This window comes from Thioalkalivibrio sp. ALMg13-2, assembly GCF_000381185.1.
Classification (GTDB): domain Bacteria; phylum Pseudomonadota; class Gammaproteobacteria; order Ectothiorhodospirales; family Ectothiorhodospiraceae; genus Thioalkalivibrio; species Thioalkalivibrio versutus.
This window is the reverse complement of record NZ_KB906119.1, coordinates 18,488-30,491: the sequence shown is the minus strand read 5'-3', so window position 1 is coordinate 30,491 and position 12,004 is coordinate 18,488. Positions and strand designations below refer to the sequence as shown.

The following is a 12,004-nucleotide window of genomic DNA, read 5'->3' as shown; positions in this document are numbered from 1 at the left end:
TCCGTTCCCGGGAATCTGTCCATTGGTGCCGTCTGCCAGGCACTCCTGACGTGGCGCGTGCTTGCGCTCGCGCGATTGCCGGAACCCCGGCTTTACCCTACTCTTGCGCGTCCCCAAGGACTCCAACGATCTTCGACACCATGAGCGAAACCCCCACGCTGCGCGCACGCCTGGAACACTTTATCGAGGCCCGGCTGACCCAGCGCTTCATCATTGGCCTGATCCTGCTGAACGCCCTCACCCTGGGGCTCGAGACCTCGGACACCGTAATGGGCTGGATCGGCCCGGTGATCCTGAGTGCGGACGCCATCATCCTGTCGATCTTCACCGCCGAAGTGCTGGCCAAGCTGTTCGTCTACCGCCTGCGGTTCTGGCGCAACCCGTGGAACGTGTTCGATTTCTTCGTGGTGGGGATCGCACTGATCCCGGCCTCGGGGCCATTTTCGGTGCTGCGCGTGCTGCGTCTGTTGCGCCTGGTCTCCATGGTGCCGAAGCTGCGCTTCATCGTGGAGGCGCTGCTGCGGGCGATCCCCGGCATCATCTCCATCATGGGATTGCTGGTGCTGATCTTCTACGTGTTCGCGATCATCGCTACCGGCCTGTTTGGTGAATCCTTCCCGCAGAAGTTCGGCACGCTCGGCGCCACCATGTACAGCCTGTTCCAGGTGATGACGCTGGAGGGCTGGTCCGAGGACATCGCCCGCCCGGTGATGGAAATCTACCCCTGGGCCTGGGCGTTCTTCGTGCCCTTCATCCTGATCGCCACCTTCACCGTGCTGAACCTGTTCATCGCCATCATCGTGGACGCCATGCAGCGCATGCACGACCGCTCGATGGAGATCGAGCAGCAGATGATCCACGACAGCGTGCACGAAGAGAACCAGGCCCTGCACGCGGAGATCCACGAGATACAGCAGGAAACCCTCAAGCTCCAGGAACGCCTGACCCGCATGCAAACCATGCTGGAGAAACGCGTACGTTAACCCCCTTTACTACTCACTCGGCCCCGTCATTGCCGAACACACGGCGGTGTGCTTCAATATCGAAAAATGAAGCACACTTAGGGTGGCGCCATGAAAGAGCTCAACGTCCGCGAAATGCGAGCCTCCATTGGGCATCTGGACGAAATCGTCCAGGCGTCCGGGGAAATCACCATCACCCGTCACGGAAAGCCCATTGCACGGGTCCTGCCCGTTCGTCGCGGGCGCCAGCGCCCCGACCACCACGAACTTCGCCAGCGCACCGGACCACTGGTTCCCTCGGAAACCCTCCTGAGGGAAGAACGTGACGAGCGCGGATGAACGGAGCTACCTCGACACCAGTGCCCTGGCCAAGTGGTATTTGAACGAACCGGGATCCGAGGCCTTCGTCGACTATCTGCAGCGCGTCGACGTCGCGATCATCAGCCGCCTGGTAGCGACCGAACTGCGGTCCCTGCTCGCACGACGCCGACGCATAGGGGAGCTGCCGCAGGAACTGGAAACGATCATCTTCGCCACCTTCCAGGACGACATCTCCAGCGCCTCGTTACAACTCTATCCCTTCGACGACTCACTGTTCGACGAAGCGACCAACCTGATCACCCGCTATCCCGAACATCCATTGCGGACGCTGGACGCGCTGCACATCGCAACCGCGCGCCACCATGAGATTCCGGTGATTGCCACCGCAGACAACGTCCTCGCGGATGCGGCTTCATCGATGGGGCTGACCGTTCGTCGATTCTGACGCCTCGGGCATCCAACCTATCCGTAGGCAGGATGCCGATGAGCGCAGCGAATCGCATCGCGACCCAAACGCCTGGGTGACGGTGCGTTTCGCTTTGCTCTACGCACCCTACGGTAGACCGCAGACTGGCAGGGGCGGGGCCCCGCCGGAATCAGGCGTTAACGGCGGCCGGCTCGGTAGCGCGTTCGCCCAGACGGCGGCCGGTGGCGTTCAGGACGGCCTGCAGCGTCGCGGCCGTGGTGTCCTCGCCCAGGGCGACGCCCACGGAGCGTTCGCCATCGACCTGCACGTCCACGGCGGCCATGGCACGCGCCTCGGTGCCGGACTCCATCGCGTGCTCGTCGAAGTGGGTGACCTTCACCTGCACGCCACGCTCGGCCTCCATGGCGGAGGTCAGCGCCGCGACCGCGCCGTGGCCCTCGCCCCGCAGGCGGGATTCACGCCCGGGCGGGCCCATGGTCGCATCCAGCCGCACCACAGGACCGTCCTTCTCGATCTCGTAACGCACCAGATCCCAGCCGGTAACCGGCGTCAGGTAATGCTTTTCGAACAGCTCGTGGATGCGCTTCGAGGAGACCTCGATCTGCGAGGTCTCGGCATCCTTCTGCACGATGCGGGCGAACTCGATCGCCAGCCAGCGCGGCAATTCGATGCCGTAGTCGCGCTCCAGCACATGCGTGACCCCACCCTTGCCGGACTGGCTGTTGATGCGCACGACTTCCTCGTAACGCCGGCCCAGATCGCTCGGGTCGATCGGCAGGTAGGGCACGTTCCAGTGGCCGCCCTTCTCCTTGTAATGCGCCAGGCCCTTGCGGATCGCGTCCTGGTGGCTGCCGGAGAAGGCGGTGTAGACCAGCTCGCCCGCCCACGGGTGGCGCGGGTTGATGGGCATGTCGGTGCACTCCTTGTACACGTCCATCAGCCGCTCCATGTCGGACAGGTCAATGGTCGGGTCAATGCCCTGCGAGTACAGGTTCATGCCGACGGTGACCAGATCCATGTTGCCGGTGCGCTCGCCATTGCCGAACAGCGTGCCTTCCAGGCGGTCGGCCCCGGCCAGCAGCCCCAGCTCGGCCGCGGCCACGCCGGTGCCCCGGTCGTTGTGCGTATGCAGCGACACGCAGAAATGCTCGCGGTACTGCACGTGGTCGCAGAACCACTCGACCTGGTCGGCAAAGACGTTCGGCGTGGCGGACTCGACCGTGGCCGGCAGGTTGATCACGACCTTCTGGCCCTGGTCCGGGCGCCAGATCGCATTCACCGCATCGACCACCTCGACCGCGAAGTCCAGTTCGGTGGTGGAGAAGCTCTCCGGCGAGTACTGGAAGATCCAGTCGGTCTGCGGGTACTTCGCCGCATGGTCACGCACCCAGCGCGCACCGTTTTCGGCAATGCCGCGCACGCCGTCGCGATCCATGCGGAAGACCTGCTCGCGCTGCGCCGGGTTGGTGGAGTTGTACACGTGCACCACCGCGCGCGGGGCGCCCTCCAGCGCCGCGAAGGTCTTCTGGATCAGGTCCTCGCGCGCCTGGGTCAGCACCTGGATGTACACGCCCTCGGGGATCCGGTCTTCATCGATCAGGCGGCGGGTAAAGTCGTAGTCGATCTGCGAGGCGGACGGGAAGCCGATCTCGATCTCGGTCAGACCGATTTCCACCAGCACCTCGAAGAAGCGCATCTTCTGCTCCACGCTCATCGGGTGCACCAGCGCCTGGTTGCCGTCGCGCAGGTCCACCGCGCAGAAACGAGGGGCGGCCGTGGTGCGCTGCGCCGGCCAGCGCCGATCGGACTTGTCGATCGGCGGGAACGGGGCGTACTTGGTGTGATCGAAGGCCATCGTGTTCATCTCCTGTAAGGGGCGCGGCCTCGCCGTGTGGTCGGGTGCCACGCTCCGGATTTCTATCTGTGCATTATCCTAACGCATTGTCCCCGGCATAACCTTGCGTTTTTCCCTAAGAACGCAATAGTTGCGCACTATCCTTGCGCAATAAAGCCACTGTAGAGCAATATTCAACCATGGAATCCGAACCACACCGACTCGACCGCTATGACCGCCGCATCCTCGAGATCCTGCAGGAGGATGCGAGCCTGTCCAATCAGGCCCTGGCCGATCGCGTGGGGCTCAGCCCCTCCCCCTGTCTGCGTCGGGTACGTGCGCTGGAACAGGCCGGCGTCCTGTTGAGCCGCGTAGCCCTGCTGGATCGGCGCAGCCTGGGGCTGGAGCTGACCGCCCTGATCCATATCGGCATGGACCGCCACACCCCGGAGCGCTTCGCCCACTTCGAGGAGACCGTGGCGAGCTACGCCGAGGTCCAGCACTGCTACCTGATCACCGGCCAGTCGGCGGACTACATGCTGCAGGTGGTCGTCCCCGACATGGATGCCTACCAGGAATTCCTGCTGCGCCGCATCACCCGACTGGAGGGCGTGGACAGCGTCCATTCCAGCTTCGTGCTGCGCCGCGTGGTCGACCGCACCGCCCTGCCACTGGACTACACCCCCACCTGAATACCACATCAAGACCCAGGGCGGATTGACCACGAAGGCACGAAGAAAGGCAAGGGCCGGCAGGATGTGATGAGCGAAGCGAAGCGCATCGTGTAGCCATCCCAAGGGTGGCGAGGTTCCCGGATCGATGCGTTTCGCTTCGCTCAACAGCATCCTACGCCCGGGCCGCAACACCTCCCTGGGTTTTCTCCGTAATCCTCTGTGGCGCAACCGCCCTTGACCTTCTTCGTGCGCTTCGTGGTGGAACAAACCGGCCGTCAGGAGCAAACACGCACTCCGGATGGATGCGCCGCTCTTGTCCTCGCGCCAGCGACCCCTGTACTGTATATATAGACAGCAACCGGAGGGTGCCCCGTGTCGCTCACTGCACGCCAGCAAGCCATCTTCGACTACATCGCCGAGACCATCGCCACCCAGGGCACGGCACCGACCCGCAGCGAGATCGCCCGGGCCTTCGGCTTCCGCTCGCCCTACGCGGCCGAGTGCCATCTGAAGGCCCTGGAGAAGAAAGGCACGATCGAACTGCTGGGCGGCACCTCCCGCGGCATACGCCTGCCGGGCGCCGCCCGTGGCGCACCGGCCGAACTCCCTCTGGTCGGGCGCGTCGCCGCCGGCTCGCCGATCCTTGCCACCGAGCATATCGAGCGCCACTATCGGGTCGACGACGCCCTGTTCCGCGGCCGCCCGGACTATCTCCTGCGCGTACACGGCGAGAGCATGCGCGACGCCGGCATCCTCGACGGCGACCTGCTGGCCGTGCGCCAGACCCCGGAGGCCCGGCCCGGCCAGATCGTGGTCGCCCGCATCGAGGACGAGGTCACCGTCAAGCGCTTCGCGCAGGACGGCCCGAAGGTGCGCCTGCTCCCGGAGAACCCCGACTTCGCCCCCATCGAGATCGACCTCGAGCGCCAGGAACTGGCCATCGAGGGGATCGGCGTGGGCGTGCTGCGCGATCTCGACCCGCAGGCCTAGGGAAACACTGACTCATGTACACACTCGCGTTGGCACCCCAGGTTTTCCGAGACAAGGCGCGTCGTGCAACAGGTAGTGGTTCTACCTGCCCGTTTTTGATGGATTCGGGGCGCAACGCAGGATCGGCGAACCTGGGGCGCCAACCCCACAAACGATTGAAGGCAGGGGCTCGGCCGCCCATTGTTGATGAAAACGGGCGCGGGAACGGCGTTGCGGCTCCCTTGTGCAGAATGACTGCACGGCAGTCACCGCGCCTTGTTCGCACGCAAAAGCGACTCGAGCGCGAGCGTGTACATGAATCAGTGTTTCCCTAAGCCATGAGCGCGCTGGATACCCTGCTCGACCACCCGGCGCTCTGGCGCGGGCGCAGTGCTGCCCCGGCCACGGATGCCCCGGTCTGGCCCAGTGGCCATACGGAACTGGACCGGGCCCTGGGCGGCGGCTGGCCGCGCGGCCAGCTGATCGAACTGCTGGGGGCCCCGTTCGGCTGTGGCGAGACCCGGCTGCTGGTCCCCATGCTCGCCGCCTGCGGCCGCGACGGCTACTGGATCGCGCTGATCGCACCGCCGGCCACGCCCTGGCTACCCGGCTGGCAGACCCTCGGCATCCCGCCGGAGCGAGTCCTGTTGATCCATACCGAGCATGATCGCGACACCCTGTGGGCCGGCGAGCAGTGCCTGCGCGACCCGGCGTTCGGCGTCCTGCTCGCCTGGCTGCGCGGCCCCGTGGAGACGGCCCTGCTGCGCCGGTTGCGTCTGGCTGCCAGCGAGAGCCGGGCCTGCGCGATCCTGTACCGGCCACCAAACGCCGCGGCACAGCCTTCGCCGGCCCACCAGCGCCTGCGCTGGCAGCCCGCGGCCTCCGGCCTGGAACTGCACTGCCTGAAGGGGGCCAGCCACTGGGCCCGCTCCGGCCACCCCCTGCAGGTTCCCGAACCACCGGAGGCCTGAGATGGGCCAGCCTGCCCGTCCCTCGCGTGCGGCCACACACCCGGAGCCGGTCCGACAACAACTGAGCCTGCTTCCGGCCGCAGCCCTGCCCGCCACCGCACTCCGACCACCGAAGACGCATACCGCCACCCGCGACGCCCGGCCGCGGCAGGAACACTGGATGGCAATCGACCTGCCGCACCTTGCGCTGGACGCGCTGGCCCGGACGGAGCCGGACCCCGGGCGGCTTCAGCGCCCCCTGCTGGTGGTGGAATCCGACCCTGCCCCCCGGGTGCACGCCGCCAACCGCGCCGCCCGCCAGGCGGGTGCCCGCCCCGGCATGGCGCTGGGGGATGCCCTGGCGGTGCTGGATACCCCGGAACTGGTCGAGCATGCCCCGGACACCCTGCAGGCCCAACTGGAGATGCTGGCCGGCGTACTGCTGCGGTTCTCCGATCACGTGCACCCGGAGCCGGAGGCACAGCGCATCCTGGTGGAGGTCGGGCGCAGCCGCCGCCTGTTCGGCGGCCTCGAGACCCTGCGCGACCAGGCGCGGGACACCCTGACCGAACTGGGCTTCCATCCCCGTATTGGCCTGGCCCGCAGCCCCGCCGCCGCGCGCCTGCTGGCCCGCCTGCGCAACCCCGCGATCGCAGAAGACCCCGAGGCCCTGCGCCGCATCCTGTCCCCGGTTCCGCTGGAGGCCCTGCCACTGGCCGCCGCGACCCGCGAGGGCCTGCGCGCCGTGGGCCTGCGCCAGTTGGGCGATCTGCTGCGCCTGTCGCGCCCCGAACTGGCCCGACGCCACGGACCGGAGTTGCTGGACCTGCTGGACCGACTGCTGGCGCGGCGCGCGGAGACCCTGCCCCGCTTTGCGCCACCCCCGGTGCTGGATCTGTCCCTGCGCCTGGAGCACGAGATCCACGCCACGGCGACCCTGGCCTTCCCGCTCAAGCGGCTGCTGCGCCAGGCCGAGGCGCAGTTGCGCGGCCTGAACCGCAGCCTGCAGGGGATGACACTGGAACTGGCCCACCGCGAGGCGTGTACCCGCATCTCACTGGAGCGCGGGCAGCCGGGCATTCGCACCGACGAGTGGCTGCCCCTGTGGCAGACCCGACTGGATCGCGAGACCCTGCCGGCGGCGGTGATCGGCCTGCGCCTGCAGGCACCCCGCTTGCTGGACCCATCGGCCCGGGGCGACAGTCTGCTCGCCGCAGACCCGGCGAGCAGACCACCGGCCGATCAGCTACCCGCCGTGCTGGCTCGCCTGCGCGCCCGGCTGGGCGAGCAGGCCGTCGCCCGTCTGATCAACCGCCGCACACCGAGACCGGAGGATGCCCAGCGGCCGCGACACGATCTCGCCACCACTCCGGCCCCCACCGCTCCAACCCCGGGCCAACGGGCCTGCGGAACTGCCCTCTGGCTACAGGGCCCCGAGCCCGCCGCGCCCCCCGACCAGCCCCAATGGCTGGGACGACTGGAAGACGGCTGGTGGGATCACGGCCAGGACGCGCGCCGCGACTATGCTTGCAGCCGCGACCGTCAGGGCCGCCGGCTCTGGCTGTACCGCTGCCTGCGCAGCGGCCAGTGGTATCGCCAGGGTTACTGGGGCTGAGGGGGACCCCGCGTCAGCGGTGGTATTCGCCCGCGCGCTCCGGCTGGTACTCGACCTCCTCGATGCGCACGTGCATCTGCCCCCCGCCCGGGCGCGGCCACTCGATCTCGTCGCCCTCGGACAGGCCCAGCAGCGCACTGCCCACCGGCGCCAGGATCGACAGCGTGCCGCCACTCTCGTCCACATCGCGCGGGTACACCAGTGTCATCGAGAACTCGTCGCCGGACTCGATCACCCGGAACCGGACCTTCGAGTTCATCGTCACCACCGAACCCGGAACCTCGTGCGAATCCACGACATCCGCGCGATCCAGTTCGGACTCGAGATCGGCCTTGCCGGGGAAACTTCCATCCGGAAGGGACTCCAGCAGCTTGTCCAGGCGCTCCATGTCCGTGGTGGAGACAATGATCTTCGGCTTGTTCACTTTCTTACTCCAGAATGCAGAACGCGCCTCCGGGGAGACGCGCCAGGCAAATAATATTCAGGGAATTTCCGGAAACCGGGAAACTTACTCGGGAGACTAGCCAAGACCCGGCAAAAAAGCCATAGCGTCCATCACAGTGCTCGTAAGCGGGAGCCGCACACAGGGAGACGCTGATTAATTCGCACGTCCGCGCTCGATCGATTTTGCTCGCTGACAAGGCGCGGTGAGCGAAGTGTAGCCGAGCTACATAAGCAAGCCGCAACGCGGTCAGCGGGCCCATTTTCGTCAACAACGGGCGGCCGAGCCCTCAAGGGGTTGGCGCCCCATTTTCCCCGATCCTGCGTTGCGGCGTTTGACCGTAGAGTGACTACGGCGCTGCGCACCGCGCCTTGTCTCGGAAAAAATGGGGCACCAACGCGGACGTGCGAATTAATCAGCGTCTCCCTAGCCTTTGCCTTGCGCCCTCACCGAGGCCAGGTCTCCCGCCACGCCGCGTAGCCCCCGCGCAGCACATGCGCATTGATACCCATCGTGCGCAGGCTGTCGGCCACGAGCTGGGACCGGCCGCGACCGCCACAGAACACCACGACGGGCTGGTCCGCATCCGCCATATGAGACTCGATACCGGCCTCTAGCTTGGGCCGCGGGATGTTGATCGCGCCCTCGATCGTCCCCTCGGCCGCCTCCTCGGGCTGGCGCACATCCACCAGCAGAAACGGTTTCTCTTCCTCGAGCCAGCGCGCCACCTCCCCTGGTTCCAGATGCGGCAGGCTTTGTTCCAGCTCGCGGATACGCTTCTCGAAAAGACTCACAGGAGGACTCCGTTGGCTGCGTGAACCGCAAGTTTAGCGCGCGCCCGGGTCACAACGACGGACGTACCAGCAGTGGGACCACCCGAAGGGTGAACAGGACCAGCCCGACCAGCGCCGCCACCGCACCCACCGCCGTTAACATCGCAACGCCCAGGATCCAGCCGAGCCCCATGCCCAGCACGGCCAGATGCACCAGGACCTGCGGCGTCCAGGCCCACAGCCAGCCACTGGCGATCGGGTGGCCGGTAAAGCGCGGCAGCATGTGCTCGCCAAGCCCCATGATCAGCAACAGAAGAAAACCCAGGGTAAAGCCGTGCAGCGCGGCCGGACGCGCCGCACCCTCGAGGAAGAACCCGCCCAGTGGCAACGCGGCACCCGCGATCAGCAGCCAGATCATCGCGCCCAGCACCGAGGCCCGGCTGGAGGCCGACAACCCCAGCCCGACATGGCGCGCGGCCTTCTGTGTGCGTTCCGGGGCCTCCGCCACCAGTGCGGTCGCGGCGGTGCGATCCAGCAGCCCAATGTGCTTGAGCTCGCCATCCACCACCACGGCCGGGATCGACCGGATGCGCAGCCGGGTCGCCAGTTCGCGCCCTTCGGGCTGGCCCATATCGACCACCGCGAAGTCGATCTGTTTGTTTTCCGCCACCTCGCGCCAGATGCGCTCGGCATCGTGGCAGGAGGCACACCACTCGGATACCAGCAGCTCTACCTTCATGATCCCGCCCTTAGTCCGCGCAGCGCATGCAGTGGATGTCGTAGCGATCGACCCATTGTTTCAGACCGGCAATCGCCTCGGCCCCGGTATGTAGCCGCTCCAGCGCCGCTTCCGGATCGTCCGGGCGCATCACCACGACCCAGGCATCGGTATAGGGGGCCACGTTCACCAGCCCCGGATCGGCCTCCACGGCCGGATTGATGCGCTCAATGGTGCCGTCGAACGGCGTAGGGATGCCCCCCGCCCACTTGCCGGACTCCAGCCGCGCCACCGGCTTGCCCGCGGCGCGGTGCGAACCCGGCTTGCGAAAGCGGAAGTACTGCACCCGCCCCGCCATGGTCTGGGCGGGATCGGTAATCCCGAGGGTAAAGGTGCCGTCGTCCTCCGGACGGACCCAGACATAGTCCAGGTCATAGAACAGGTCGTCCGGCAACTCGCAGCCGTTGTATTCCGTATGACTCATTACGCCCCCTTCGGACCGTAGTGACGCACGGTGAGTGCAATGTTCAGTGCGAACAGGATCATCGCCCCCCAGGCCATCGCCCCGCCGACCGCGACGGTCGGGTTATGAAAGACCAGCCAGCCCGCGATCATCACCAGGAGCCCGAGATTGGCCAGCAGGAACTGCACATGGCCCAGGCGCTCGGAGAACAGCGAACGTCCGGAAAAGCGCGGCAACACATGCAGACCCACGCCATAGATCATCATGGTCACGAACCCCAGCAGCATCAGGTGGCCATGGATGCGCGGCACATTGCCGGGGATCAGGCCGGGATGGGCCAGCCAGAGGATGCCGAGCAGCCCGCCCAGCAGGGCATAGGCGAGGGCCGCGAGGATGAACATCCGGTTCCGAGGGTGCATCAAAAGCTCCAGGCCAGGTTTCGCACAGCATACTTTAAGCTATATTCAATTTACATTGATCGAGATCAAGACGGGGCGCGAGCGCTTCGGCGAAAGTCGCCTGCTTGTTGACCACTCTGCGAAGGTCCGATACCCCATGCACGCGCAACTCCACGAAAGTGTTCCCGGATTCCAGCAGCCCATCGAGTTGCTGCGGGCGTGCCATCGCCGAATCCTCAACTCTCTGGACATCCTCGAGCGCCTGCCCGCCCATTTGGCCGACAAAGGCGCCGACGAAGAGGCCCGAGGCGCCGCGCAACGGGTCCTGAACTACTTTCACGAGGCAGCGCCCAACCACCACGCGGACGAGGACCAGGACCTGTTCCCCGTGCTGCGCCAGCACTGTGGCCACCCCGAGAGTCATCCACAACTGTGCGAATGGCTGGACCGCCTGACTGCCGAACATGACGAGATCGAGGCCGGCTGGGATCGACTGGAGCCGGCCCTGCAACGCATCGCCGCGGGCCAGCCGGCGGACCTCGACGGGGCCGACGCCTGGATACGCCAATACCGCATCCACCTCGATCTGGAAGAGCGCGCCGTACTCCCCTTTGCCGAGCACCTGCTAAGCCCGGAAGACCGCCGCGCCATCGGTGCCGCCATGGCCGCACGCCGGGGCATCACGGGCGCAGACCGTGGCTGATTTCGTACTCGACCTCCGCGGCCTGGCCGAACATGCCCACACCCGCGCGTACTACACCCTGCGCGAACTGCGCAGCGGTCAGGTCTTCGAGGTCTGGCTTGATCAGGAACCGAAGATGCTGATGGACGCGGTCAGCCTGCAGCTGCGTCAGGCCATCCACTGGCGGGTGCTCGAAGACGGCCCGCCCTCGTGGAAGCTCGCGGTACAACGCCGCGAGGACGTCGCCCCGGTGGACCTGGTCGACCTACTGGAACGCGATCACCTGCGCATCGACCGCCTGTTCGCCAGCGCCCTGCACAAGGTCAACGCCGGCGACCTCGAAGGCGCAGCGCCGGATTTCCACGCCTATGTCGACGGCCTGCGGCGCCACGTGAAGGTGGAAAACGACCTGATCGTCCCCCTGCTGGACCTGCCCCGCAGCCCGAACGGCCAGGATCCCACCTCGATCATGCTGCGCGAGCACGACGAGATCCTGGAACAGACCGCGATGCTGGAACACGAATTCAGCGAAGGCGCGGACGAGGCCTGGGCCGTGGCCCCGTTCTTCGCCCTGATCTCCGGCGCGCTGGCCAAGCACGAAGGCCGCGAGGAACAGAACCTGTTCCCGCACTGGAGCCGCGCCCTGCGCGAACAGCCCGATGCCGCCGCCGAGCTGCTCCAGCGCGCACAGACCCTGCTGACGGCACCCGACCCGGCACCCCACAGCAACTGAGCGCCCCGCATGGCTGCGCGGCCGCCGCAGCCCGGCACTCGTG

General features: G+C 66.7%; 15 protein-coding genes. 9 read left to right on the top strand and 6 right to left on the bottom strand.

The annotated features are described in order from the left end of the window. Positions 1–140: 140 nt before the first annotated feature. From F618_RS0111770 to F618_RS0111760, 3 genes are all read left to right on the top strand, one after another. Positions 141–983 carry an ion transporter gene (locus tag F618_RS0111770; protein WP_019568654.1) on the top strand — a complete coding sequence of 281 codons (843 nt, stop codon included), beginning with the start codon at positions 141–143 and terminating at the stop codon, positions 981–983. Between the two features lie 90 nt (positions 984–1,073). Then, the gene (locus tag F618_RS0111765) at positions 1,074–1,301 is read left to right on the top strand and encodes a type II toxin-antitoxin system Phd/YefM family antitoxin (RefSeq protein ID WP_018938068.1); all 228 of its coding nucleotides are present in this window, start codon (positions 1,074–1,076) and stop codon (positions 1,299–1,301) included. Beyond that, positions 1,285–1,728, top strand: coding sequence for a type II toxin-antitoxin system VapC family toxin (locus F618_RS0111760; protein WP_018938069.1), 444 nt, complete (start codon positions 1,285–1,287; stop codon positions 1,726–1,728). Before F618_RS0111765 ends, F618_RS0111760 begins: the two co-directional genes overlap by 17 nt. A gap of 151 nt (positions 1,729–1,879) precedes the next feature. On the opposite strand, the gene F618_RS0111755 is transcribed toward F618_RS0111760, so the two are convergent. Next, a complete protein-coding gene (locus tag F618_RS0111755) occupies positions 1,880–3,565 on the bottom strand; it encodes a 2-isopropylmalate synthase (RefSeq protein ID WP_019562935.1) in 1,686 nt (561 codons plus the stop codon). 179 nt (positions 3,566–3,744) lie between these two features. On the opposite strand from F618_RS0111755, the gene F618_RS0111750 reads away from it, so the two are divergent. The 4 genes from F618_RS0111750 to F618_RS0111735 all read left to right on the top strand — a co-directional run bounded on the left by F618_RS0111750 (position 3,745) and on the right by F618_RS0111735 (position 7,752). After that, entirely contained in the window at positions 3,745–4,236 is a 492-nt protein-coding gene (locus tag F618_RS0111750) for an Lrp/AsnC family transcriptional regulator (protein WP_019568652.1), read from the top strand. 354 nt (positions 4,237–4,590) lie between these two features. Further along, a complete protein-coding gene (gene lexA / locus F618_RS0111745) occupies positions 4,591–5,208 on the top strand; it encodes a transcriptional repressor LexA (protein ID WP_019568651.1) in 618 nt (205 codons plus the stop codon). Between the two features lie 317 nt (positions 5,209–5,525). Further along, a complete protein-coding gene (imuA, locus tag F618_RS0111740; protein ID WP_019568650.1) occupies positions 5,526–6,158 on the top strand; it encodes a translesion DNA synthesis-associated protein ImuA in 633 nt (210 codons plus the stop codon). 160 nt (positions 6,159–6,318) lie between these two features. Next, positions 6,319–7,752 (top strand): DNA polymerase Y family protein, encoded by a 1,434-nt coding sequence (locus tag F618_RS0111735; protein WP_019568649.1) that lies wholly within the window; start codon positions 6,319–6,321, stop codon positions 7,750–7,752. A gap of 13 nt (positions 7,753–7,765) precedes the next feature. Here F618_RS0111735 and rnk read toward each other — a convergent pair whose 3' ends face one another. From rnk to F618_RS0111710, 5 genes are all read right to left on the bottom strand, one after another. Beyond that, a complete protein-coding gene (gene rnk / locus F618_RS0111730; RefSeq protein ID WP_018144175.1) occupies positions 7,766–8,176 on the bottom strand; it encodes a nucleoside diphosphate kinase regulator in 411 nt (136 codons plus the stop codon). Positions 8,177–8,640: 464 nt separating this feature from the next. After that, a complete protein-coding gene (locus tag F618_RS0111725) occupies positions 8,641–8,988 on the bottom strand; it encodes a rhodanese-like domain-containing protein (RefSeq protein ID WP_018175770.1) in 348 nt (115 codons plus the stop codon). A 49-nt stretch (positions 8,989–9,037) separates the two neighbouring features. Then, the gene (locus F618_RS0111720) at positions 9,038–9,706 is read right to left on the bottom strand and encodes a thioredoxin family protein (protein ID WP_018175769.1); all 669 of its coding nucleotides are present in this window, start codon (positions 9,704–9,706) and stop codon (positions 9,038–9,040) included. A gap of 10 nt (positions 9,707–9,716) precedes the next feature. After that, positions 9,717–10,169: a glycine cleavage system protein H gene (locus tag F618_RS0111715; protein ID WP_018144178.1), complete on the bottom strand. Its 453-nt coding sequence runs from the start codon at positions 10,167–10,169 to the stop codon at positions 9,717–9,719. Next, on the bottom strand, positions 10,169–10,567 hold the full coding sequence (locus F618_RS0111710; RefSeq protein WP_026182008.1) for a hypothetical protein: 399 nt from the start codon (positions 10,565–10,567) through the stop codon (positions 10,169–10,171). Before F618_RS0111710 ends, F618_RS0111715 begins: the two co-directional genes overlap by 1 nt. A gap of 55 nt (positions 10,568–10,622) precedes the next feature. On the opposite strand from F618_RS0111710, the gene F618_RS0111705 reads away from it, so the two are divergent. After that, positions 10,623–11,249, top strand: coding sequence for a hemerythrin domain-containing protein (locus tag F618_RS0111705; RefSeq protein ID WP_018170051.1), 627 nt, complete (start codon positions 10,623–10,625; stop codon positions 11,247–11,249). After that, positions 11,242–11,961 (top strand): hemerythrin domain-containing protein, encoded by a 720-nt coding sequence (locus F618_RS0111700; RefSeq protein WP_019568648.1) that lies wholly within the window; start codon positions 11,242–11,244, stop codon positions 11,959–11,961. The genes F618_RS0111705 and F618_RS0111700 overlap by 8 nt, the downstream gene beginning before the upstream one ends. Positions 11,962–12,004: the final 43 nt, after the last annotated feature.